The sequence below is a fragment of the Pseudomonas sp. PvP027 genome, assembly GCF_017833005.1.
In the GTDB taxonomy this organism is placed as follows: domain Bacteria; phylum Pseudomonadota; class Gammaproteobacteria; order Pseudomonadales; family Pseudomonadaceae; genus Aquipseudomonas; species Aquipseudomonas congelans.
In genome coordinates, this window is record NZ_JAFIBK010000001.1 from 3,649,298 (window position 1) to 3,674,199 (window position 24,902).

General features: G+C 59.6%; 18 protein-coding genes. 7 read left to right on the plus strand and 11 right to left on the minus strand.

Annotation, left to right across the window (positions count from 1 at the left end):
* The first annotated feature begins 417 nt into the window (after positions 1 to 417).
* Positions 418 to 2,373 (plus strand): choline BCCT transporter BetT, encoded by a 1,956-nt coding sequence (betT, locus tag JOE33_RS15575; protein WP_206429961.1) that lies wholly within the window; start codon positions 418 to 420, stop codon positions 2,371 to 2,373.
* 69 nt (positions 2,374 to 2,442) lie between these two features.
* Here the strand turns inward: betT and JOE33_RS15580 are convergent, their stop codons facing one another.
* Positions 2,443 to 3,489: a LacI family DNA-binding transcriptional regulator gene (locus JOE33_RS15580; RefSeq protein WP_187625293.1), complete on the minus strand. Its 1,047-nt coding sequence runs from the start codon at positions 3,487 to 3,489 to the stop codon at positions 2,443 to 2,445.
* Between the two features lie 170 nt (positions 3,490 to 3,659).
* Here JOE33_RS15580 and JOE33_RS15585 point away from each other — a divergent pair, with 170 nt between their 5' ends.
* The 4 genes from JOE33_RS15585 (at position 3,660) to mgrA (ending at position 9,501) form a co-directional block, all read left to right on the plus strand.
* Positions 3,660 to 5,975 carry a TonB-dependent receptor gene (locus JOE33_RS15585; RefSeq protein ID WP_187625294.1) on the plus strand — a complete coding sequence of 772 codons (2,316 nt, stop codon included), beginning with the start codon at positions 3,660 to 3,662 and terminating at the stop codon, positions 5,973 to 5,975.
* 34 nt (positions 5,976 to 6,009) lie between these two features.
* Positions 6,010 to 7,335, plus strand: a complete 1,326-nt coding sequence (locus JOE33_RS15590) for an LLM class flavin-dependent oxidoreductase (protein WP_187625295.1) — start codon at positions 6,010 to 6,012, stop codon at positions 7,333 to 7,335.
* Between the two features lie 111 nt (positions 7,336 to 7,446).
* The gene (locus JOE33_RS15595) at positions 7,447 to 8,382 is read left to right on the plus strand and encodes a sulfonate ABC transporter substrate-binding protein (protein ID WP_010438446.1); all 936 of its coding nucleotides are present in this window, start codon (positions 7,447 to 7,449) and stop codon (positions 8,380 to 8,382) included.
* A gap of 81 nt (positions 8,383 to 8,463) precedes the next feature.
* On the plus strand, positions 8,464 to 9,501 hold the full coding sequence (gene mgrA, locus JOE33_RS15600; RefSeq protein WP_010438449.1) for an L-glyceraldehyde 3-phosphate reductase: 1,038 nt from the start codon (positions 8,464 to 8,466) through the stop codon (positions 9,499 to 9,501).
* A gap of 147 nt (positions 9,502 to 9,648) precedes the next feature.
* Here the strand turns inward: mgrA and JOE33_RS15605 are convergent, their stop codons facing one another.
* The 7 genes from JOE33_RS15605 to glnA form a co-directional block, all read right to left on the minus strand.
* The gene (locus tag JOE33_RS15605; RefSeq protein WP_187625296.1) at positions 9,649 to 11,442 is read right to left on the minus strand and encodes an amidase; all 1,794 of its coding nucleotides are present in this window, start codon (positions 11,440 to 11,442) and stop codon (positions 9,649 to 9,651) included.
* Positions 11,443 to 11,547: 105 nt separating this feature from the next.
* Positions 11,548 to 12,984 (minus strand): nitrogen regulation protein NR(I), encoded by a 1,437-nt coding sequence (ntrC, locus tag JOE33_RS15610; RefSeq protein ID WP_003413458.1) that lies wholly within the window; start codon positions 12,982 to 12,984, stop codon positions 11,548 to 11,550.
* A complete protein-coding gene (gene glnL, locus JOE33_RS15615) occupies positions 12,981 to 14,066 on the minus strand; it encodes a nitrogen regulation protein NR(II) (RefSeq protein WP_002555720.1) in 1,086 nt (361 codons plus the stop codon). The genes ntrC and glnL overlap by 4 nt, the downstream gene beginning before the upstream one ends.
* 282 nt (positions 14,067 to 14,348) lie before the next feature.
* Positions 14,349 to 14,966 carry a DUF4124 domain-containing protein gene (locus JOE33_RS15620; RefSeq protein ID WP_187625297.1) on the minus strand — a complete coding sequence of 206 codons (618 nt, stop codon included), beginning with the start codon at positions 14,964 to 14,966 and terminating at the stop codon, positions 14,349 to 14,351.
* A gap of 11 nt (positions 14,967 to 14,977) precedes the next feature.
* Positions 14,978 to 15,517 (minus strand): DUF4124 domain-containing protein, encoded by a 540-nt coding sequence (locus JOE33_RS15625; RefSeq protein ID WP_280922018.1) that lies wholly within the window; start codon positions 15,515 to 15,517, stop codon positions 14,978 to 14,980.
* A gap of 78 nt (positions 15,518 to 15,595) precedes the next feature.
* Positions 15,596 to 16,153 (minus strand): chorismate mutase, encoded by a 558-nt coding sequence (locus tag JOE33_RS15630; protein ID WP_187625299.1) that lies wholly within the window; start codon positions 16,151 to 16,153, stop codon positions 15,596 to 15,598.
* A 164-nt stretch (positions 16,154 to 16,317) separates the two neighbouring features.
* Positions 16,318 to 17,724 carry a glutamate--ammonia ligase gene (gene glnA / locus JOE33_RS15635; protein ID WP_032614280.1) on the minus strand — a complete coding sequence of 469 codons (1,407 nt, stop codon included), beginning with the start codon at positions 17,722 to 17,724 and terminating at the stop codon, positions 16,318 to 16,320.
* A 336-nt stretch (positions 17,725 to 18,060) separates the two neighbouring features.
* On the opposite strand from glnA, the gene thiI reads away from it, so the two are divergent.
* Positions 18,061 to 19,515 (plus strand): tRNA uracil 4-sulfurtransferase ThiI, encoded by a 1,455-nt coding sequence (thiI, locus tag JOE33_RS15640; protein ID WP_003426934.1) that lies wholly within the window; start codon positions 18,061 to 18,063, stop codon positions 19,513 to 19,515.
* 142 nt (positions 19,516 to 19,657) lie between these two features.
* Positions 19,658 to 21,478, plus strand: a complete 1,821-nt coding sequence (gene typA, locus JOE33_RS15645; RefSeq protein ID WP_003405222.1) for a translational GTPase TypA — start codon at positions 19,658 to 19,660, stop codon at positions 21,476 to 21,478.
* A 100-nt stretch (positions 21,479 to 21,578) separates the two neighbouring features.
* Here the strand turns inward: typA and JOE33_RS15650 are convergent, their stop codons facing one another.
* From JOE33_RS15650 to JOE33_RS15660, 3 genes are all read right to left on the minus strand, one after another.
* Positions 21,579 to 22,406: a DeoR/GlpR family DNA-binding transcription regulator gene (locus tag JOE33_RS15650; protein WP_010438475.1), complete on the minus strand. Its 828-nt coding sequence runs from the start codon at positions 22,404 to 22,406 to the stop codon at positions 21,579 to 21,581.
* A gap of 129 nt (positions 22,407 to 22,535) precedes the next feature.
* Positions 22,536 to 23,309, minus strand: a complete 774-nt coding sequence (locus JOE33_RS15655) for an L-iditol 2-dehydrogenase (RefSeq protein WP_096124665.1) — start codon at positions 23,307 to 23,309, stop codon at positions 22,536 to 22,538.
* A 39-nt stretch (positions 23,310 to 23,348) separates the two neighbouring features.
* Complete coding sequence (locus JOE33_RS15660) at positions 23,349 to 24,665, minus strand: sugar ABC transporter substrate-binding protein (RefSeq protein ID WP_187625300.1); 1,317 nt, start codon at positions 24,663 to 24,665, stop codon at positions 23,349 to 23,351.
* Between the last annotated feature and the right edge of the window lie 237 nt (positions 24,666 to 24,902).

Here is a 24,902-nt window from a genome sequence, read left to right on the forward strand (position 1 = left end):
TTTCCCGATAAGGGCAGGACATTGTTACCGGAATGACTTTTTGCGCAGTTTTGGGGCGGCCGGTAACAGGTTGGTGCGGGAAATGTGTACGCAACGTCCGGAGTGGATTGAAGCCTCGTGAGTGTTCGCAAAGAGCGCATTTTGGCGGGCTGCAAATGGCCTCTTTGGCGTGGGAACGAACCCGCTCAAGCACGCGTCATACCCAGGCCTGAGCCAGCATTCACCGGCCTGCGATTAGGTCTCGCGGGTGTTTTCATGTTTAAATTGAACGCTCGTTCAAGTTAAACCGGTGGTTCGCTGCCCGCTCATAACAGGAGGCTTACCCTTGCCGTATCCGCTTTTTGCAGTTGGTTTTATCAGTCCGGAGGCACTCAACCGATGAGTTCTGCGAGTTCCTCTTCAAGCGGCATGGTTCGCATGAATGCTCCAGTGTTCTATTTCGCTGCGAGTTTTATTCTGATTTTCGGCATCGTCGTGATCGCCTTCCCGCAAGCCAGCGGCGAATGGCTGCTGGCGGCGCAAAACTGGGCGGCCAACACGGTCGGCTGGTACTACATGATGGTCATGACCCTGTACCTGGTCTTCGTGGTGGTCACCGCCTTGTCGGGCTTCGGCAAGATCAAGCTCGGTGCCGACCACGACGAACCCGAGTTCAGTTACCTGTCATGGGCCGGGATGCTGTTCGCCGCCGGCATCAGCATCACGCTGTTCTTTTTCTGCGTGTCAGAGCCCCTGACACACCTGCTGCAACCGCCGCAGGGCGAGGGCGGCACCGCTGAAGCAGCACGCCAGGGCATGCAGTTGCTGTTTCTGCACTGGGGTCTGCATGGCTGGGGCGTGTTCGCGTTCGTCGGTATGGCGCTGGCCTATTTCGCTTATCGCCATAACCTGCCACTGGCCCTGCGCTCGGCGCTGTATCCGCTGATCGGCAAACGCATCAATGGCCCTATCGGCTATGCCGTCGATGGCTTCGGTATTATTGCGACCATCTTCGGTCTCGGTGCAGACATGGGCTTCGGGGTGCTGCACCTCAATTCCGGTCTGGATTACCTGTTCGGTGTAGCGCACACCCACTGGATTCAGGTCGGTCTGATCACCCTGATGATGGGCGCGGCGATTCTGGTGGCGATCGCCGGTGTCGACAAGGGCGTGCGCGTCATGTCCGACATCAACATGCTGCTGGCCTGTGCGCTGCTGCTGTTCGTACTGTTTGCCGGCCCGACTCAGCATTTGCTCAATACGCTGGTGCAGAACATCGGTGACTACCTGGGCGCACTGCCGAGCAAGAGTTTCGACGTGTATGCCTACAACGAGCCGAGTGACTGGCTGGGCGGCTGGACGGTGTTCTACTGGGCCTGGTGGATTGCCTGGGCACCGTTCGTAGGCCTGTTCATTGCACGCATCTCCCGTGGCCGGACCATCCGCGAGTTCGTCTTCGGTGTGTTGCTGATCCCGCTGGGTTTCACTCTGGCCTGGATGTCGATCTTCGGTAACAGTGCCATCGATCAAGTGCTCAACCACGGCATGACTGCGCTGGGCCAGTCGGCTATCGACGATCCGTCGATGACCCTGTACCTGCTGCTGGAAACCTATCCGTGGAGCAAGACGGTCATTGCGGTCACGGTGTTCATCAGCTTTGTGTTCTTCGTCACCTCGGCCGATTCGGGCACTGTGGTGCTGTCGACACTGTCAGCCAAAGGCGGCAACCCTGACGAAGACGGTCCGAAATGGCTGCGGGTGTTCTGGGGTGTGGCCACGGCGCTTATCACCAGTGGCCTGCTGTTCTCGGGCAGCATCGATGCGCTGAAATCGGCTGTAGTGCTGACGTCGCTGCCGTTCTCGCTGATTCTGCTGCTGATGATGTGGGGGCTGCACAAGGCGTTCGTCATGGAGTCGCAGCGCAAGATCGCGCAGCTGTACTCGCTGGCGCCAGTGTCCGGTTCACGACGCGGCGGCTGGCGTCAGCGCTTGAGCCAGGCGGTGCATTACCCGTCGCGAGACGAGGTGTACCGTTTCCTCGATCAGACCGTGCGTCCGGCGATTGAAGAAGTGACGGCAGTGTTCGTCGAGAAGGGCTTGAGCGTGGTCAACGTCCCCGACCCGTCCAACGACTCGGTGACCCTGGAAATCGGCCATGGTGAAGAACGTCCGTTCATTTACCAGGTGCAGATGAAAGGTTTTTTCACCCCTTCGTTCGCCCGTGGCGGCATGGGCTCCAAGCAATTGAACAACCGCCGCTACTACCGCGCAGAGGTTCACTTGAGCGAGGGCAGTCAGGACTACGACCTGGTGGGTTACACCAAGGAACAAGTCATCAACGACGTGCTCGATCAGTACGAACGGCATATGCAGTTCCTGCACCTGGTGCGTTGATCGGAGCTTGGGGGGGCGGTAACCACTATCGTTCCTCACGCTCCAGCGGGGCACGAGATTGCGTCGGGCTCAAGTACTTTCCCGCTCCACCAGGCTGCACTCCAGCAGATTCAGCCGCTGTATTTCTCCCTCTACCGGTAACACGCCGAGGCTTTCAAGCACCCGTGTGGCGGCCATCACGCCGATCTGCAGTGCGGGCGGTTTGATGGTGGTCAGGCTGGGCAGCATCATTTCTGCGAAGGCGTAATCGCCAAAGCCCATCACGGCGCAATCCTGCGGAATGTGCAGGCCTGCTCGCTGGCTGGCGAGCAGGGCGCCGGCGGCCAGGTTGTCATTGGCGAAGAAGATCGCGTCAGGGCGCGGGTTGTGGTCCATCAGGGTTTCCATCGCCTGTTTGCCGGCCTCGAATGGCGCTCGACCCGCGTCCGGGACGAAGACCCACGGCGTGATACCCAGCTCTTCCACGGTTGCGGCATAGCCGTCGCGACGCTCCAGTGCGCTGAAGTCGGCCGCGATGCTGTTCTGCACGAAGGCAATGCGCCGGTAACCTTTGTCATGCAGATAACGGGCTGCCATCACGCCGACGTCATAGTGCGAAAAGCCGATCTGGATCGGGCTGCGTTCGGGTTGGTAGTCCCAGGTTTCGATCACCGGGACATCGGTCTGCTCGATCATTTTCTCGGTAGCTGAGCTGTGAAAGCGACTGGTCAGCACCAGTGCCGCCGGCGACCAGCCCAGGAACGCCCGTACCGCGCTTTCCTCCTGCTCGGCGGAAAAGTAGCTGGAGGCGAGCAGCAACTGGAAACCGTGCTGGCTCAGTGTGTCGCTGAAGCCCTGAATGGTATTGGCAAAGATCGGCCCGGAGATGTTGGGAATCACCATCGCCACCACCCGGCTGCGCGCTGATGCCAGGCCGCCAGCAACCAGATTGGGCACGTAGCCCAGCGCATTGACTGTGTTCGCAATTCGCTCGCGCAGTTCGGGCGAAACCTGTTCCGGCTGATTGAAATAGCGCGACACGGTAATGGCCGACACCCCCGCCTGACGCGCCACGGCGGTGATCGTCACCCGGCCTGCGCCTCGGCGTTTGCGTATCAGGGGCTTCTCGTCGGCCATGCTCGATCACTTCGTATAAAAGTAAAAAGAATATAAAACTAATTTTTCAGTATTGGACGATCTATAAGTCGTTTCCTGATACTGGCGATGTTAGCGCTAACAAAGATGGTTGTCTGCTACTCGCCACCGCGAATGCCCGGACCCGGTTTAGTCAGCACGCATAGGCGCCAGTGCGCATCGCACTGTCGGATCAGGGCATATTTCAGGTAGGCACGCAGATGCACACAACAGGTGGGGATGGCGTCGGACACACGCTTCTGGCGCAGGCGATCGATCAGGCTCATGCGGCGCGGGGGCGTCGTTGTGGGTGGTTGCTGATGGGGCTGACGGCATTGCCGTGTGTTCCGGCCATGGCAGAGACAGCGGCAGGGCAGAACACAGAAACGGTAGAGCTGGAATCGGTGACCGTGACCGCCACACGCCGCGAAGAATCGCTGCAAAAAGTACCGGTCGCCGTGTCCGTGATCGAGGGCGAACAACTGGAGCGCGATAACCGTAATGGTGTGGCCAGCATCGTGCAGCAGGTGCCGTCGTTGAATTTCCGCACCGGGGCTTCCAACAAGGACACTTCGCTGTTCGTTCGCGGTGTCGGCACCATTTCCACTTCGCCAGGCGTCGAACCGACCGTGGCGACCGTGATCGATGGCGTGGTGTATGCCCGTCCGGGTCAGGCCACGCTGGACTTGCTCGACCTGGAACGCATCGAAGTACTGCGCGGCCCGCAAGGCACGCTGTTCGGCAAGAACGCTTCGGCGGGCGTGCTCAACGTCACCACCAAGGCTCCGACCGAAGAGACTCACGGTTACATCGATCAGTCCTATTACAGCGGCAATGAAAGCCGCACCCGTTTCGGCATTGGCGGCAGCCTGATTCCGCAGACCCTCAAAGGCTCTATCACGACGTTGTTCGGCAGCTATGACGGCAATGTCGATAACAAGCTCAATGGTCAGGAAGTCAACGGCTACAACCGCAAGGGCGCACGCGGCAAGCTGGAATTCACGCCCAGTGACGACATTACCTTTACCCTCGCAGCGGACTACATGCAGTCCCACGACGACGCACCCAACGGTGTGGTAACCAAGGCGCTGACCCCGTCCTTCGCCAGTGCCCTGGCGCCGGTACGTGCCGACAGCGATAACCGCAATGTAGTGAGCGATTACCGCAGCCATGTCGAGGACGTCAACAAGGGTTTGTCCGGCCAGCTCGACTGGCAACTGGGTGACTACACCCTGACGTCCATCACCGCCTGGCGCGGCTGGGACAACACCCAGTATCAGGATGGCGACCGGCTTGGCACCATCACCGCCGCGTTCCCCGGCACCGAAGACCAGGGCGATCTTGAGTTCAACCAGTATTCCCAAGAGCTGCGTCTGGCGTCGCCGAAGGGCCAGTTTGTCGAATACGTGGGCGGTCTGTTTTACATGCACGGCAAGAGCGACGAGACCTATCAGCGCACGCTGATCACGCCGACGACTCAGGATCGCGGCGTCGCCGACTACAGCACCACCACCGACAGCTATTCGGTGTTCGGCGAAACCACGTTCAACTTCACACCGGACTTGCGTGCGATTGCCGGGGCACGCTGGACCCATGACGATCTGGAATACGATCATCGCCGCGTGTCGACATCGGCTACGACCGTCAGCGGCATTCAGCCAGCGACCAGCAGTTCCGGCTCGGTGGATGAAGACGGCAAGTCCGGGCGTCTCGGTTTGCAGTACGACCTGAGTGACAGTGTGATGACCTACATTACCTACTCGCGCGGCTACAAAGGCCCGGCCTACAACGTGTTCTTCAACATGCAGCCGCGTGACACCGAGGCCCTCAAGCCGGAAACCTCGAACACCTGGGAAGTCGGCCTCAAGGCCACCACCTGGAACAATCGTCTGACCACCAATCTGGCGGTATTCCACAGCGAGTACGACAACTATCAGGCGAACTTCTTCGACAGTGTGGCCGGACAGGTCGTGACACGCCTGATCAACGCAGGCAGCGTCAGTACCGAAGGTGTCGAGCTGGATTACGCCCTGCAAGCCACCCGAAACCTGAAATTCTCCGGTGCGCTGTCCTACACCAGAGCACGCATCGACAGCTTTGCCTGCCCGGCCGGTGCGGCGGCTTCCTGCAACGTCGACGGTAAAACCCTGCCGTACAGCCCGGACTGGAAAAGCTACGTTCGTGCCGATTACACCATCCCGCTGGACAACGGTCTGGATATCGAACTGGGCACCGATTACAGCTGGCAGAGCGAAGTGCAGTACGACATCAGTCAGAACCCGGACACCAAGCAGGGCGCTTACGGCATCTGGAACGCCAGCGTGGCACTGGCGGATTACAACAGCGGCTGGCGCGTTGCACTGCTGGGCAAGAACCTGGCCGACAAGTCCTATTCGCCAATGCTGGCGACCGGGGGCAACTATGTTTACCGGTCTGTCCCGCGTGATGACGAACGCTATTTCGGCGTGCAGTTGCGCAAGGATTTTTGAGTCGAGACCCCAGGCAACACGTAAGGAGTGAGGTATGAGCACGACTGCTCGACAGATGAAACTGGGCGCTTTCCTGATGGCCACCGGGCACCATGTCGCTGCCTGGCGGCACCCGGATGTGCCGGCCGATGCAGGGCTGGATTTCAAGCATTACCGGCGCCTGGCGAGGGTCGCGGAGGCGGCAAAATTCGATGCCTTGTTCGTTGCAGACAGCGTGGCTGCCGCGACCGGTGATATTGCCAGCCGCATGGCGCGCTCCGATCATTTCGAGCCGCTGACCCTGCTCTCGGCACTCAGCGCGGTGACCGAGCACATCGGTCTGATCGCGACGGCAACCACCACTTACAACGAGCCGTATCACGTAGCCCGAAAGTTCGCCTCGCTGGATCATCTCTCAGGTGGGCGAGCGGGCTGGAATCTGGTGACCTCGGATGCCGCCGCCGAAGCGCAGAACTTCGGTCGCGCCGAGCATGTGGGGCACGCCGAGCGCTATAGCCGCGCACGAGAGTTTCATCAGGTGGTGACCGGCCTTTGGGACAGTTGGGCAGACGACGCTTTCACCCGCGACAAGGCCAGTGGCGAGTATTACGACCCGGCCAGACTGCATGTGCTCGATCATCAGGGCGAGCATTTCCGCGTCAAGGGTCCGCTGAACGTGGCGCGTTCGCCGCAGGGTCAGCCGGTGATGGTGCAGGCCGGCTCCTCGGAAGTCGGGCGTGATCTGGCAGCGCAGACGGCGGAAGTGGTGTTCACCGCGCAGACCTCGCTGGCCAGTGCCCAGGCTTTTTATGCCGACCTCAAGGGCCGTCTGAGTGCTTACGGGCGGGCCGTCGACTCACTGAAAATCATGCCAGGCGTGTTCATCGTCGTGGCCGAAACCGAAGCATTGGCGAAAACTAAATTCGAGTCGTTTCAGGAACTGGTCGAGCCTCGGGTCGGGGTCGCTCTGCTGGGCCGCATGCTGGGTAATTTCGACCTGTCGGGCTACCCGTTGGACGGCCCGCTGCCAGAGCTGCCACTGACTGACAGCGGCCAGCGCAGCCGACAGAAACTGCTCACCGAACTGGCCGATCAGGAAAGCCTGACCCTGGCGCAACTGGGGCGGCGGATTGCCGGTGGGCGAGGGCACTACAGCCTGATCGGCACGCCAGAGCAGATCGCCGATGAGTTGCAACGCTGGTTCGAGCAGGGCGCGGCGGATGGCTTTAATGTGCTGGTGCCGCACCTGCCGGGCGGTCTGGAAGATGTCGCGCAGTTGCTGGTGCCGGAGTTGCAGCGGCGCGGGCTGTTTCGCACCGAGTATGAAGGCACGACCTTGCGCGAGAACCTGGGCTTGCAGCGGCCTGCTTACAGATTTTGATATTTCCCGTACCGGATACCGAGCCTGGCTGCAGAGAGGTGACGCGGAGCGTCACGGGATGCATGCCAACGCGGAGCATTGGCACGAGAGTCGACCGAGAAAGGATTACCCATGAAACCATTCACGTTTATCGCCGCCATTCTGGCTTTCAGTGGCCTGTTCGGTACGGTTGCTGCCGACGAGCCTGACACCCTTCGCATCGGCTACCAGAAGGGCTCGATCACGCTGGTGCTGGCCAAGGAACATGGCCTGCTGGAAAAGCGTTTTCCCGAGAAAAAAATCAAATGGATCGAGTTTCCGGCCGGGCCGCAGATGCTGGAGGCGCTGAACATTGGCAGCCTCGACATCGCCTCCACCGGCGACATCCCGCCGATCTTCGCCCAGGTCGCAGGTGCCGACCTGGTCTACATCGGTGCCGAGCCGCCCAAGCCGCAAGTGGAAACCCTGTTGGTGCGCAACGAAAGCCCGGTGCACAGCGTCGCTGACTTGAAAGGCCGCAAGGTCGCGCTGCAGAAAGGCTCCAGCTCGCATAACGTGGTGCTGCGTGTGCTGAACAAGGCCGGCCTGACCTTCAAGGATATTCAGCCGATTTACCTGACCCCCGCCGATGCCCGCGCTGCCTTTGAAAACGGCAGTGTGGATGCCTGGGCGATCTGGGACCCTTACTATTCCATCGCCATGAGCGAAGGCCATAGTCGCCTGCTGGCCAACGGCGAGGGGCTTGGATTGTCCGGGCCGTTCTATACCGCACGGCGTGCGTTTGCCGAGGAAAACGCGGTGCTCGTGCAGCAGGTGCTCGACGAACTGACGGTTGCCGACGGGTTGTCGCGCTCGCAGCGTGTCGAGAGTATTCAGATACTGGCGCGCAGCATGGGCTTGTCCGAAGCGGTCATGACTCAGTATCTTGACCATCGGCCTGTATCACCCAGCCTGCCGATCACGCCGGAGATCGTAAGCGCGCAGCAGGCGACCGCTGATCTGTTTTACGACAACCACTTGATACCCAAGCGGGTCGACATTCAGCAGGTTGTCTGGCAAAAGCCATGATTCCGGCGTTGCGAACAGGCCTCGCCTGTTCGCAAACGCAATCAAGACGCCTCGAATATCCCCCAGACAAGAGAGGATTCAATGACCTACATCGCTGCCGAAAATCGTTACGAAGACATGCCTTATCGCCGTACCGGCCGCAGCGGGCTGGTGCTTCCGGCACTGTCTTTGGGCTTGTGGCACAACTTCGGTGATAGCACGCCGATCGACACCCAGCGCGCCATGCTGCGCACGGCGTTCGATCTGGGCATCAATCATTTCGACCTGGCCAACAACTATGGCCCGCCGTACGGCAGCGCCGAGATCAACTTCGGCCGGCTGCTGCGCGAAGACTTCAAGCACTACCGTGATGAACTGATCATTTCCAGCAAGGCTGGCTGGGACATGTGGCCAGGGCCGTACGGACAGGGCGGTGGTTCACGCAAATACGTGCTCGCCAGCCTTGATCAGAGCCTGCAACGCATGGGCCTCGATTACGTCGACATTTTCTATTCCCACCGTTTCGACCCGGACACTCCGCTGGAAGAAACCGCCAGCGCGCTGGCCACCGCGGTTCAGCAAGGCAAGGCCTTGTATATCGGTATCTCGTCGTATTCCGGGGCCAAGACCCGCGAAATCGCCGCGCTGCTCAAAGAGTGGAAAGTACCGCTGCTGATTCACCAGCCGGCCTACAACCTGCTTAACCGCTGGGTCGAGAAAGACTTGCTCGACGCTACCGAAGAGCTGGGTGCTGGCGTGATCGCGTTTACTGCACTTGCCCAGGGGCTGCTGTCGGACAAGTACCTGAACGGCGTGCCCAAAGATGCACGGGTCAATCGTCCGGGTGGCGGCTCGCTGCAGGCTTCGCACCTGTCCGAGCAGAACATCGCCCACGTGCGTGCGCTCAATGAAATCGCCCAGCGTCGCGGTCAGAGCCTGGCACAAATGGCCCTGGCCTGGACGTTGCGCGATCCGCGCGTGACCTCAGCGTTGATCGGTGCGAGCCGTCCCGAGCAGATCGTCGAAAACGTCGGCGCGCTGAAGAACCTGGCGTTCAGCAGCGAAGAACTGACCGAGATCGACAGCTTTGCGGTGGAAGGCGGTATCAACCTGTGGGAAAAACCTTCTCTGGCAGAGTAAGCACAGCCGTTTCCGGGTAATAAGTCAGGCCCTGCGTGGGCCGCCATCGCACGTTGAAAAATGCGTCTGGCGGCTCACTCGCCTGCGCCGGCAGCAATGCCGGGTTGTTCAGTGGCTTCCACTGGATAACAAAGAAGGAGGTCGGGCTCATGATTTTTTCCGCCTGCCTTCGGCAATGACCAGCGGATCCGCTGAGTACTGCCAAGGAATCTCGTCCAGTGTCCAGAGATGAAACGCCAGAGGTGAGGCGAAGTCCGGGTCTGGCGGGGCCTTGGTGTGATACTCGGGATAATGGGTTTGAAAGTCGATGGCGGCCTGCACCAGCAAAGGCTCGCTGAAGCGCCCTCCCCAAAAGGACGCAGTAATGGGCAATTGCTGTGGAATGCCGGTCGCGCCATAGCCGATGGGCAGTGTCAGCATGGGCCATGCCAGCGCGTTGGGCATATCGAAATACTTACGTTGTACCGGAAGCGTCTTCGTCAGTGTGCCTGCCCGCTCGCCGACGTGAGCACCGAGCGGCAGCACCATCATGAAGTCAATCTGATAGTCATTCAGGGCCTTTTCAAAAAGCCCCTGCTGTTGACGGCGTCTGTTCTCTGCTTCGAGTCTGATCCCCACTGGAATGAGTGAGGCAACCTGATCGAAGAACTCCGGATATCTTCTTAGCAAATAGTCTCTGTCATCTTGATTCTCCAACACGTCTGCGAAGTCACGCACGGCCGACCAGTGCCGGGTTTCCAGTTGGTTGGCGTAACTGGTAACGGCCTGGGCGTTGACTCTCATCAGAATGCTGCCATCACTGTTCAGCACGTCGTGAATGGGTTCGGGCGCGGTGTAAGGGCTGTTTTCAGGGGGTCCGGCATCCAGCCAAGGGAAGTCGACGACCTTTGCGCCCAGCGCTGCAAGCTGATCCTTGAACCTGACGAAGGCTGCGCTGTAGTCCTCGTCGTAGGACTGCGCGGGAGGGTGACCGGGCGAAGACATCCAGTCTGTCTGCGGAATCCCTATGGTCAGCCCCTCCAGAGGAAGAGAGCCGGGGGTCGGGGTAATGCAAAGCTGCTCGCCTATCGACGGGGCCGACAGGCTTTGCGGATCGTGTTCTCCATCAGGGCCGGAAATTATCGACAGTATCAGCGATGCATCGCGAATCGAACGGGCCATGGGGCCGACCACGTCCCAGCCGCTTCGCAGTGGCATCACGCCGGCGCCAGACACCAGCCCCAGCGACGGTTTTATTGCGCTGGCGCCATTGGCTGCCGCCGGGATGATAATCGAGCCCGCAGTTTCTTCGCCCAGCGCTGCGGCGCACAGACGTGCCACCGGAGCGACCCCCGAGCCCTGACTGGACCCGCCCGGCGTACGTGCCGGGTCCCACGCATTCCCGGCAAACTGCCCGACGGTGTGGGTCGAGAGTTCGGAGCAGATGGTATGACCGATAATCAATGCGCCCTGAGCCCTCAGCCGGGCGACGCATGTCGCATCACGTAATGCCAGGTTGCCGGAAAAGGCCTGAGTGCCGTTTTTGCTTTCAAGGCCCTGGATGGCGAAAGAGTCTTTTATGCCGAAGGGAATTCCGCACAACGGAGGGGCCGGGCCGCGTTGATCGTCTGGAGTCGTCAGCCATTGATCGGCGAGTCTTGCCTGCTCCAACAGTGTCGAGAAATCTTCCAGCCGCACAAAAGCGTTGTATTTACCGTTATCGCCGTAGGTTTCTTGCGGGCCGTTGAACCGCGTGATGCGGCTCCAGTACTCGACGAACACCTGTTCGGCGGTCAGTCTTTGCGGGTTATCTTCGCGCAGCAATGCGGCGAGTTCGACAATATCGTAGTCAACAATCCGCTCGCGTCTTTCAATGCTGGCACCACGCGGCAGTGCTGCAAGCAAACGTAAATTATTGGCGTACTGTCGGGCGTCAGATTCATCGAGTAATGCACTTTCCATAATGATTAGCTCCTTATGCCCCTTGAGTGGGGGCAGAAGAAGCTAATCATTAAAGGACGTGGCGAGTAACTGTCAGAAATGCCAGTGTTCGGTCTTGAGGACGGCTCAGCCTTCGTCAGCCTCGTCGTCATCCCCGCCATCGATCTTCATGCCCAGTTCCTTGATCTTGCGGGTCAGGGTGTTGCGGCCCCAGCCCAGCAGCACCGCGGCATCGCGGCGGCGGCCAGCGGTGTGCTTGAGGGCGGTTTCGATCATGATCCGCTCGAAGGTCGGCACGGCGCTGTCCAGCAGGCTGGACTGACCGCGAGACAATGCCTGGTCGGCCCACTGGCGCAGCGCCTGTTCCCAGTTGGTGACCGGCGCGGCGTCCTGCGGCAGGCTCAGCAGTTCCGGTGGCAGATCGCTGATGTGCACTTCACGACCCGACGCCATGACCGTGATCCAGCGGCAGGTGTTTTCCAGCTGACGAACGTTGCCAGGCCACGGCAGATGCTTGAGGTACTCCTCGGTCTCGGCCTTGAGCAACTTGGGCTCGACCGCCAGTTCCTGAGCCGCGCGGCTGAGGAAGTGCTTGGCCAGGGTCGGGATGTCTTCGCGACGGTCCGACATGCGTGGAATGTGGATACGGATCACGTTCAGGCGGTGGAACAAGTCCTCGCGGAACTTGCCGGCCTGCACCAGGGTTTCCAGATTCTGGTGGGTGGCGGCAATGATGCGCACATCGACCTTGACCGGCGTGTGACCGCCGACCCGGTAGAACTCGCCGTCCGCCAGTACACGCAACAGGCGGGTCTGGGTGTCGGCGGGCATGTCACCGATTTCATCGAGAAACAGCGTGCCGCCGTCGGCCTGTTCGAAGCGCCCGCGGCGCAGGTTGGCCGCACCGGTGAACGCACCTTTTTCATGTCCGAACAGCTCGGACTCCATCAGGTCCTTGGGGATCGCCGCCATGTTCAGTGCAATGAACGGCGAGGCCGAACGCGGGCTGTGGCGATGCAATGCGTGAGCGACCAATTCCTTGCCGGTACCCGACTCACCGTTGATCAACACCGTGATGTTGGAGTGACTCAGACGGCCGATGGCGCGAAACACTTCCTGCATCGCTGGCGCTTCGCCAATGATTTCAGGGGTGCGGGTCAGCGTCGGTGCAACGTCCAGGCCCTGTTGTTCCTGAGCGTGCTGATTGGCGCGCTTGACCAGCGAGACGGCTTCATCGACGTCGAACGGCTTGGGCAGGTACTCGAACGCGCCGCCCTGATAAGACGCCACGGCGCTGTCCAGGTCCGAGTGGGCGGTCATGATGATCACCGGCAGACGTGGATGCTGCTCGCGAATCCGCGCCAGTAGGTCCAGGCCACTGGCACCCGGCATGCGGATGTCGGAAATGATCACGTCCGGTTGCTGACGGGCCAGACGGCTCATCACCCCGTCGGCGCTGTCGAAGCTCTGCGTGGTCATGCCTTCCTGTTGCAAGGCCTTTTCCAGTACCCAGCGGATAGAACGATCGTCGTCTACGATCCAGACAGTTTCACTACGGCTCATGTCGAAGCTGCTCCTTGTTCCAGCGGCAGGAAGATCGAGAATGTGGTGTGGCCGGGATGGCTGTCACACTCGATCAGACCCTGGTGCTGGCTGATGATGTTCTGGGTAATGGCAAGACCTAATCCCGTACCGTCCGGGCGGCCACTGACCATGGGGTAGAAAATGGTTTCCTGAAGTTCGGCCGGAATACCGGGGCCGTTGTCGATGATTTCGATCTTGCTCACCAAGCGATGGCGAACGTGGCCGATGGTGAACTGGCGCATGGCGCGGGTGCGAAGGGTGATCCGGCCAAGGCGCAATTCGTTCTGGCCGCTGATGGCCTGCATGGCGTTGCGCACGATATTGAGCACGGCCTGGATCATTTGCTCGCGGTCGATCAACACGTCGGGAATGCTTGGGTCGTAGTCGCGCACCAAGGTGATGCAGCCCTGGCTTTCGGCCTCGACCAGGCTGCACACGCGCTCCAGCACTTCGTGCACATTGGTCATCGCCAGCGATGGCAGCTTGTTGGAGCCGAGCATGCGGTCGACCAGATTACGCAGGCGGTCGGCCTCTTCGATAATGACGTTGGTGTAGTCTTTGAGGCTTTCTTCAGGCAGCTCGCGGGCCAGCAGCTGTGCGGCCCCGCGAATGCCGCCTAGTGGGTTCTTGATTTCGTGAGCCAGACCACGCACCAGCATCTTGGTGGTTTCCTGCTTGGAGAGCTGGGCCTCTTCCTTGGTGATGCGCAACAGCCGGTCACGCGGGTGTACTTCAAGCAGCAGCAGGGTATCGCCCTTGCTGAGGATAGGCGTCACCGCATAGTCGACAGTCAGGGTCTGACCGGTCAGTGCAGTGAGCATCGCTTCGCGCTTGGTGAAAGGATGAGCCTGTTCGACTGCCTGACGCAGCGAACTCAATGCTTCGGCCGACTCGGTGAACAGCTCGCTGATGAATTGCCCATGGCTGCGCTGCCCGCTGATGGCCAGCAGCATTTCCGCTGCCGGGTTCATGTACTCAAGTCGCAGGTCAGCGTTGAGCAGAATGGTGGCAGTGGTCAGGTTATCCAGTAACAGTCTGTGCAGCGCGTCGCTGATAGTCATGAATCGTGTTGACCTCTTTTGGCACATTGCAGTTGCGCAATGCTGGTGCTGGTTGGTCTGCACCAGCAGGAGCAAGGCCACCAATACGGTGCTGTGTCAGTGAAGTTGCAAAAAACAAACCAAGGCTCCGAAAAGAAGCGCTTTATCTGCAAAATCGGGACGTTTTTGTAAAGAGTGCCCGCATACGGCGCTACCCGGCCAGGCTTCCTGAACCAGATTGGGCTGTATTGTTGCGCAGGCAGAGATTGAGTGCACCAAAAAGGTGCTGGCGCTTTGGCGAGATCAGAAGAAGGGCAGGATGCTGCTTTTTGGCTCAGGCTTGTCCTTGAGCGGACACTCCGGACGCACGCCATAGTCATCATCCTTGCACGGATGAGTCGCGCGCTTTTGCGCCAGGGAAATACGCTGCACGTGCAGCGGCTGGTTCGGTGTTTTTTCCAGAACACGGCCGAGCTCGTCGAAAATCTCTACCGACAGTTGATGCGTGCCGCGATCCACGTTGCTCAGCGGGAACACCGGGCTGCGGCCGGCCTGGCCGACGGCAACACCGTCCAGCAGCAGCCGGTAGCTGTGCCCCGCCTGTAATAACGGTTCGCTGGTGACGGTAACGATCAGGTCGCCACTGGGATTGACCAGGGTAGCGTCCGGTTCCGGCACCAGGATTCTCAGCAACTGGTAATGAAACATCGGTTGTACTGCTGGTTTGGCAGGGTGGGTCTTCAAGGTCCGGGTCGGTGGTGTGCCGGTCATGTTGTTGCTGGGCGCAATGTCGACGCGGGTGGCGTTCTTGCGCGGCTGGTCGGTAAACACCCGATTACCCTGCGCGTCGATATAGGTGTAGACGTCGGCCACTGCGGGCAGCGTCGAGAGCAGCAACAGGCAGGTCAGCAGGCGGCGCATCGTGTGTCTGCTCATGGCTTGCCGAGGTGTACGCGCTGAACGGTCAGGGTGATGGTTTCACTCTGCTGAATGATCCGCTCGCCGTCTTTCACGACTACCGCGAAACTGTGCTCGCCGCGATCTATGTTGACCACCTGAAAGCGTGGCAGGTTGGAGGGCTGTCCGTACAGGTTGCCGTCCAGCAGCAGTTGCAGGCTGTGATTGGGTTGCAGGCGTGGCTGGATCTTCACACCGATGATGAACGTGCCATTGTTGGCGCGTAACGCTTCGTCAGCGGGCAAGTCGGTGATTGCCAGCACGTCATAGGCCGTCTGCGGCTGCGAGGGTGGTGCGACGGGGGCCGTTTGTTGCGGCTCGCGGTTGAGGGCTGGCCTGGAAGGCGTCTGCGTTTCGATGCTGTTGAGTGGCGGCAACTCGACCACTTCGGTCTTGGCCCCGTTGGGCGGCTGGTTGCTGAACGCGGTGTTCCCGTTCGCATCGGTGTACTTATAGATCTGCGCCAGCGCAGGCAGGCTGATCAACAGCAGCAGGCAAATCAGACTTTGACGCATGAGACTCTCGACAGCAGGGGCAAGATTGGCCGTCAGCATAGAACACATCGCCCTATGCTGCGCTATCCGCCTGATGTGTCAGAGTTTCGCAGGGCAAAGGTCGGCAGTGGCCAGTATCAGCGCCTGATCGTGAATCGGGTCGGTCTGATAACGCTTCAGCGCCGCATCCAGTTGCATCCGGCAGGTTTCCGCCTTGCGCAGTGGCTGGAAGTCCGCGTATGCCTGAAGCAATTGGGTTTGCAGGCGATCCAGCTTCGGGCGGATGTCATCGACCAGGCTGAGCCTGACCGTGTCGGGCGCCTTGCCTGCTGCGTGCCATTGGGCGAGCAGGGCGTTCTGCACCTGTTTATTGGCTTCGATCTGGGCGAGGAACAGGCGTTGAACGTCATCTGGGTTGAGCTTGAACTCGGCAGCACGGGCCTGGGCTGCGCTGATCACTTGCAGCTCGCGCGGCGGGTCCTCGACGGCCTTGCCGCTGTCCCACTTGCTCAGGGCAACCTGATCGGCGATGGTCAGGCGCTCGCTGATCGCTTGCAGCAGGGGTTCAAGTGCAGAAGGCTTTTGCTCGGCAGTGAAAGCGAAACAGGAAGACATGAACGTCATTGTCAGCAGGGAAGTGGCCAGAATAAGGCGCATGGCAGTTCCATCTCGGTTCGGTTGGGAGATGCAGATTTAACTCCAGGCGACCGGACAGAGCCAGTGTTGCGGGGTGAACAAAAGTTCACGCGGTAAAATCCGGGCAAAAAAAAGACCTCCCGAAGGAGGTCTCCTGTTACGCCATCAACGCTGGCGCAGCTGGATCAGCAGCTGTAGTACAGCTCGTATTCCAGTGGGTGTACGAAGGTGCGAACCTTGATTTCTTCTTCGCTTTTCAGCTCGATGTAGGCATCGATGAAGTCGTCGCTGAAGACGCCGCCCTTGGTCAGGAACGCGCGGCCCTTGTCCAGTTCTTCCAGGGCTTCTTTCAGGCTGCCGCAAACTTGTGGGATCTCTTTGGCCTCTTCAGGCGGCAGGTCATACAGGTTTTTGTCAGCTGCGTCGCCAGGGTGGATCTTGTTCTGGATTCCGTCCAGGCCAGCCATCAGCAGGGCAGCGAATGCCAGGTACGGGTTGGCCGCTGGATCCGGGAAGCGTGCTTCGATACGACGGCCGCGCGGGCTGTTGACGTACGGAATACGGATCGACGCGGAGCGGTTACGCGCCGAGTAGGCCAGCATCACCGGTGCTTCGAAACCTGGGACCAGACGCTTGTAGGAGTTGGTCGACGGGTTGGTGAAGCCGTTCAGGGCCTTGCCGTGCTTGATGATGCCGCCGATGAAGTACAGGGCGGTATCGGACAGACCGGCATAGCCTTCGCCTGCGAAGGTGTTCTTGCCATCCTTGGAGATGGACATGTGTACGTGCATACCCGAGCCGTTGTCACCGTACAGTGGCTTGGGCATGAAAGTAGCGGTACGGCCGTAAGCGTCGGCAACGTTGTGTACGCAGTACTTGAGGGTCTGAACTTCGTCAGCCTTCTTGACCAGCGTGTTGAATTTCACGCCGATTTCGTTCTGGCCGGCAGTCGCCACCTCGTGGTGGTGAACTTCCACGACCTGGCCCATTTCTTCCAGGGCGTTGCACATTGCGGTACGGATTTCGTGGTCGTGGTCGACTGGTGGCAGAGGGAAGTAGCCGCCTTTGACGCCCGGACGGTGGCCCTTGTTGCCGCCATCAACGTCGCCGTCGGTCATCCAGGAAGCCTGTTCGGAGAAGATCTTGAACATGGAACCGGAGATGTCGGACTTGAACTTCACTTCGTCGAAGATGAAGAACTCTGGCTCCGGACCTACGAATACGGTGTCGCCGATACCGGTCGACTTCAGGTATTCCTCGGCACGGTGGGCAATGGCGCGCGGGTCGCGGTCGTAGCCTTGCATGGTCGAAGGTTCGATGACGTCGCACACCAGAACCAGGGTCGGCTCTTCGGTGAACGGGTCGAGCAGAGCGGTTTCGTCATCCGGCAGGAGAATCATGTCGGACGCTTCGATGCCTTTCCAGCCAGCGATGGAGGAACCGTCGAACATTTTGCCGACTTCGAAGAAATCGTCTTCCAGTGCATCGCGCGCAGGCATGGTGACGTGCTGCTGCTTGCCCTTGGTGTCTGTGAAGCGCAGATCAATCCATTTAACGTCATGATCTTTGATGAGTTGAACCGACTTCGACATGGTGTCCTCCGGGTGGCTAGAGACCGACTTGATAGAGTTGTGGTCCCTTGGATTTGGGTGATGCCGGCGCAAATACTCTGCCAAGGCAACCTGCCTCACAAGGGAGCAATTTGCATGCCAGTGCCCCGTGTTGGGTTTTTTGCCTCAAACGCAGGTTTTCAGGGGGTGAAAACGCACCACACGTGAAAAACACGCACCTTTATGGCGCTGCAATTTGGTGCGCCGACTCTTTTTGGTGCGCCGATGATTGCGTGTACGATAACTGGTTAAACCTTGAGCAATTTCCGCTATAATCCGCGCCCCCCTTTTTTGGTCGGCACCTCACGCTCCGTTTCCATGAAACTAATCGTTAAAGTTTTCCCAGAAATCACCATCAAAAGCCCGCCGGTGCGCAAGAAGTTCATCCGGCAACTGGGCAAGAACATTCGTACCGTGCTCCGTGAACTGGACGCGGACATTGTCGTGGGTGGCGTATGGGACAACCTTGAGGTCGAAACCCGCCTTACCGACCCCAAAGTGCTGCAGGGCATCCGCGAGCGGCTGAGCTGCATGCCGGGCATTGCCAATTTTCTGCAGGTCGCCGAGTACCCGCTGGGCGATCTGGACGACGTGGTTGCCAAGTGCAAACTGCACTACGCCGACCTGTTGCCAGGCAAGATGTTTTCAGTGCGCTGCAAGCGCGCCGGCCGACACGACTTCAGCTCCATGGACGTCGAGAAATACGTCGGCAGCAAGTTGCGCATGCAGTGCGGCGCGGCCGGAATCGAGCTGAAAAAGCCCGATCTGGTCGTTCGTATGGAAATTCGCGACCAACGGTTGTTTGTCGTTCACGATCAGCATCAGGGCATGGGCGGTTACCCGCTGGGCGCGCTGGAGCAGACCCTGGTATTGATGTCCGGCGGGTTCGATTCGACCGTTGCGGCCTACCAGATCATGCGCCGCGGCCTGATGGCGCACTTCTGCTTCTTCAATCTGGGCGGACGGGCCCATGAACTGGGCGTGATGGAAGTCGCGCACTTCATCTGGAAGAAGTACGGAAGTTCACAGCGCGTGCTGTTTGTCAGCGTACCGTTCGAGGAAGTTCTCGGAGAAATTCTGCAGAAAGTCGATAACAGTCATATGGGTGTAGTTTTGAAGCGTATGATGTTACGCGCTGCATCCGCCGTGGCTGATCGTCTTGAAATCGATGTGCTGGTCACCGGCGAAGCGATTTCCCAGGTTGCCAGCCAGACGCTGCCCAACCTGTCGCTGATTGACGCGGCAACCGACAAGCTGGTCCTGCGGCCACTGGTTGCCACCCACAAGCAGGACATCGTGGACCTGGCGACTGAAATCGGCACCGCTGATTTTGCCCGGCACATGCCTGAGTATTGCGGGGTGATTTCGGTCAACCCCAAGACCAACGCCAAGCGGAATCGCGTTGAGTACGAAGAAAAACAGTTCGACATGGCGATTCTCGAGCAGGCGCTCGAACGCGCGAAGCTGGTTTCGATCGATCGGGTCATCGACGATCTGAGCCGCAATGTCGATATAGAAGAAGTCAGCCAGGCGCTGGCCGGTCAGGTGATTCTCGACATCCGTCACCCGGATGCCCAGGAAGACCAGCCGCTGCAAGTCCCTGGCGTGGAGATACAGACGTTGCCGTTCTACGCATTGAACAGCCGTTTCAAGGCACTGGATGACACGCGCCAGTACCTGCTGTATTGCGACAAAGGCGTCATGAGTCGCCTGCATGCCCACCATTTGCTCAGTGAGGGACATGCCAATGTGCGCGTATATCGACCGAGCTAAGTGCCCGGGGCTGTTTGCCTGTGGCTTGCGTCACCGGCCCCCCGACACCCGTCGTCATGCCGTAACGGCTTTTGCCGACTCAAAATAGTAATCGCTGTCCTTAACCAGTCAGCAGACCGAATCCTCTGATCGAGATACACAAGTGATCGAAAATCTACGTAACATCGCCATCATTGCTCACGTTGACCATGGTAAGACCACCCTGGTAGACAAACTCCTGCGTCAATCCGGCACTCTGGAGCGCGGCGAGCTCAACGATGAGCGCGTGATGGACTCCAACGACCAGGAAAAAGAGCGCGGTATTACCATTCTCGCGAAGAACACCGCGATCAACTGGAATGGCTACCACATCAACATCGTGGACACCCCGGGCCACGCCGACTTCGGTGGTGAAGTAGAGCGCGTGATGTCGATGGTTGACTCCGTTCTGCTGCTGGTCGATGCCCAGGACGGCCCTATGCCGCAAACCCGTTTCGTGACCAAGAAGGCTTTCGAAGCCGGCCTGCGTCCAATCGTGGTCATCAACAAGGTTGACCGTCCAGGCGCACGTCCGGACTGGGTTCTGGACCAGATCTTCGACCTGTTCGACAACCTGGGTGCCACCGAAGAACAGCTGGACTTCAAAGTCGTCTACGCCTCGGCCCTGAACGGCATTGCCGGTCTGGAACACACCGCCATGGCTGAAGACATGACCCCGCTGTACCAGGCGATTGTCGATCACGTCCCTGCGCCAAAGGTTGACCGTGACGGTCCGTTCCAGATGCAGATTTCCGCACTGGACTACAACAGCTTCCTGGGCGTCATCGGTGTTGGCCGTATCGCTCGTGGTCGCGTCAAGCCGAACACTCCGGTTGTTGCCATCGACGTCAACGGCAAGAAGCGTAACGGCCGTATCCTGAAGCTGATGGGTCACCACGGTCTGCACCGTATCGACGTTGAAGAAGCAGCTGCCGGCGACATCGTCTGCATCAGCGGCTTCGACCAGCTGTTCATCTCCGACACCCTGTGCGACCCACTGAATGTCGAAGCGATGAAGCCGCTGACCGTTGACGAACCTACCGTTTCGATGACCTTCCAGGTTAACGATTCGCCGTTCTGCGGTAAGGAAGGCAAGTTCGTCACCAGCCGTAACATCAAGGAACGTCTGGACAAGGAACTGCTGTACAACGTTGCCCTGCGCGTTGAAGAAGGCGACACCGCCGACAAGTTCAAGGTCTCCGGCCGTGGTGAGCTGCACCTCTCGGTACTGATCGAAACCATGCGTCGCGAAGGCTTCGAAATGGGTGTTGGTCGTCCTGAAGTGATCATCCGCATGGTTGACGGCGTCAAGCACGAACCGTACGAAAACGTCACCATCGACCTGCCTGAAGAAGCGCAGGGCGCGATCATGGAGCAAATGGGTAACCGTAAAGGCGACCTGACCAACATGGTTCCGGATGGCAAGGGCCGTGTGCGCCTTGAGTACAACATCCCGGCACGTGGCCTGATCGGTTTCCGTAACGAGTTCCTGACCCTGACTTCCGGCGCAGGCATCCTGACCAGCATCTTCGACCGTTACGACGTGATGAAGTCCGGCGACATGTCCGGCCGTCAGAACGGCGTTCTGGTTTCGGTTGCTACCGGCAAGGCGCTGACCTACTCCCTGGAAACACTGCAAGCCCGTGGCAAGCTGTTCCTGGGTCATGGCGAAGACGTGTACGAAGGTCAGATCGTCGGCATCAACAGCCGCGACAACGACCTGGGTGTAAACCCAACCAAAGGCAAGAAGCTCGACAACATGCGTGCTTCCGGTAAGGACGAAACCATCGCTCTGGTTCCGCCTATCCGTTTCACTCTGGAACAAGCGCTGGAATTCGTACAAGAAGACGAACTCTGCGAAGTGACTCCAAAGTCGATCCGCCTGCGTAAGAAAATCCTTGGCGAAAGCGAGCGTACTCGTGCTGCCAAGAAGTCGGGCAACTGAGTAATCAGTTAGTCGGCTAGACACAAAAAACCCGGTCGCGAGACCGGGTTTTTTTATGCCCGCCGTTTGTGGCCTATGGCACAGCTCGCTCGGCGGCAAGCTACTTTGAACGGCCGCCGCCCACTGGCGCCAACAGCAACTCGATACGTTGCTTGCGGATCCCGTCGGCAGCCGCTTCGGCCAGAGCTGCGTCGGTGATGATGGTGTCGAATTGCTCGAGCCCGGCAACCTTGTACATACCGAAGGTGCCATATTTGGAGCTGGTAGCGATCAGCACGGTTTGCGAGGCCGACTGCATGGCGGCCTGCTTGACCTCGACCTTCAGCGCTGACGGTGTGGTGGTGCCACGTTGCAGGTCCCACGAGCTGGTGGACATGAAGGCCACATCAGTCGCCAGCTGGCGCAAGGTTGCCGCTGCCAGGCCGCCGACGCTGGAGCGGTTCGGATGATCGAGCAGCCCGCCGGTGTGAATCACATCCACATGCGCAGCATCGGCCAGCGCGTTGACCACGCCGAAATCATTGGTGACCACGGTCATGCCCGACAGCGCGATGATGTGCGGGACGATTTCGAGTGTGCTGGTGCCTGCGTCCAGATAGATCGTCATGTCCGGGTGCAGCAAACCCGCTGCTAGCCGAGCCATGCCCTGCTTGTGCGGCAACTCCACCACCGCCTTGGACTGGTGGCTGGGTTCGCTGTGGACCTGGCTGGCGATACGCACGCCCCCGGTGACCGAGTAGGCGCGACCTTCCTGTTCCAGCTGGGCGATGTCGCGGCGGATGGTCATGTGCGAGCAATCGAACATCTCCATCAACTGATGCACGCTGAGCACCTGATGCTTGCGCAACTGACGCAGCATCAGCTCCCGGCGCTGATCAGGGATCATAGGTGTACCGCCGGAAATGGCGATCTCCTCTTCAGTGGACATTCGTACTCCTGTACATCAATGAGCCGCCTCAGGCAGCAGACGGTCCGCGCATCTTAGCCAATCGCTTCGGCAATGGAAGCGGTTGCAGGCTTTTTTGCGCGGTTCGGCTCATCTTACCTCTGTCGCACTTCAACTCATCCAGTTGCCACCGTCGACGTTATAGGTCTGGGCGACCACGTACTCGCTGTCCGCTGAAGCCAGGAAAATGGCCATGCCGGTCAAATCGTCCGCCGTGCCCATGCGCCCGAAAGGCACTTGTTCGCCCACCAGCCTTTTCTTCTCGCCCAATGGCCGGTTTTCGTGGCGGGCGAACAATGCATCGACGCCGTCCCAGTGTTCGCCATCGACCACACCCGGCGCGATGGCGTTGACATTGATGCCATGCCGAATGAGGTCCAGCCCGGCCGATTGGGTCAGGCTGATCACTGCAGCCTTGGTCGCGCAATACACAGCCACCAGCGCTTCGCCACGGCGACCCGCCTGGCTGGCCATGTTGATGATCTTGCCGCCGTGTCCCTGAGCAATCATTTGCTTCGCCGCGGCCTGCAAGGTGAACAGCGTGCCGCCGACATTGATCGAAAACAGCCGCTCGTAGCTGTCGCGGGTGATGTCGACGATCGGTGCCAAGTCGAACAGTGCGGCATTGTTGATCAGGATATCCAGCTTGCCGACCTGGGCGACCACTGCGGCGATGGCCTGATCGATGGACGACTGATCCGTGACGTCCATCCGCACCGCATAAGCGTGGGGTCCCAATTCGGTCGCTGTCGCCTGTGCGCGTTGCAGATCGATATCGGCAATCGCCACGCGCGCGCCTTCGTTAATGTACGCCTGCGCAAACGCCCGCCCGATGCCTCGCGCCGATCCGGTGATCAGCGCGCTTTTACCTTCAAGTCTTTTCATGAGTTCATCATCCGTTCAATACAGTTGAGGGCTGGCGCTCTACTTCGGGTAGCCGGCACGTTTCATCTCGCGCTCGGTCACCGCCTGCGCGGCTGTGAGCGCCTGTTCAGTGGTGGTTTGCCCGGTCACGGCGGCAGAGAACAGCTTGCCGACTGAGGTGCCGATGGCCTGAAACTCGGGGATGGTCACGTACTGGATACCCACGTAGGGCACGGGCTGGGCCGACGGGTGCGCCGGGTCGGCGTGTTGCATCATCTGCAGCGTGACTTTGGCGAACGGCGCAGCTTTCAGATAAGCCTCGCTGTAGGTGGAGGTGCGGGTGCCAGGCGGCACGTTGCTGATGCCGTCTGTCTCGGCGACAAGCTGGATATACGCCTTGGACGTCGCCCAGGTGATGAACGCCTTGGCCGCATCCTTGTGTTTCGACGTGGTCGGTATCGCCAGCGACCAGGCGTAAAGCCATGACGAGCCCTTGTCGGTCACTTCAACCGGCGCAGGTGCGAAGCCGACGCTGTCGACGACCTTGCTCTGCTCCTTGTCGGTGGTGAACGAGCCGGCCACGCTGGCATCCACCCACAACGCGCATTTGCCGCTGTTGAACAGCGCGAGGGTTTCGTTGAAACCGTTGCTCGACACGCCCGGCGGGCCATAGTTTTTCAGGGTGTTGACGTAGAAATTCGCGGCCTTGCTCCATTCCGGGCTGGTCAACTGCGGTTTCCATTGCTCATCGAACCAGCGCGCGCCGAATGCGTTGGCCATGGTGCTGAGCAGGGCGATGTTCTCACCCCAACCGGCCTTGCCGCGCAGGCACATGCCGTAAACGCCCTTGTCGGGCTGATGCAGCTTTGCAGCGAATTCGCCCAGCTGCGTCCAGGTCGGGTGTTCGGGCATGCTCAAGCCTGCCTGCTTGAACAAGTCGGTACGGTAATAAGTGATGGTGCTTTCGCCGTAAAAGGGCAGGGCATAGAGCGTGTCCTTGACTGACAAGCCTTGGCGCACCGAGGGAAAGATATCCTCCAGATCGTAGTCCGGCGCAAGATCGGTGATTGGCTCCAGCCACTGTTTGGCGCCCCATAGCGGGGTCTCGTAGGTGCCGATGGTCAACACGTCGAACTGGCCACCCTGCGTGGCGATGTCGGTGGTCAGGCGCTGACGCAGGACGTTTTCTTCGAGCACCACCCAGTTGAGCTTGATGTCGGGATGCTGCTGCTCAAAGGTTTTCGACAGGCGCTGCATGCGGATCATGTCGCCGTTGTTCACCGTGGCAATGGTCACGGTTTCGGCGGCCTGAGCCGTCAGGTTGAGCAGGGCGGCGGACACGCCTGCGCACAGGAAAAGCGTTTTCCGAATGTTCATCGTAGTGCTCTCCACCCCGCGCCTGATCTGGCGGGAGTCATTGTTTTTGTTGTTGGCCACGGTTGAGTCACCCTGGTGGACGGCTCGATTACAGCAGCCCTGAAGGGGCCGAACAAACGCAGCGCGGATCATCGACTGATACTTTTTTAACCGAGTGCGCTCCGGCGGTCCGAAAGCAAAAAAGTATCAGTGCCGGTTTGAACGTGAGCTAGCGCTGGTTGGGCGCGAGGGCGTATG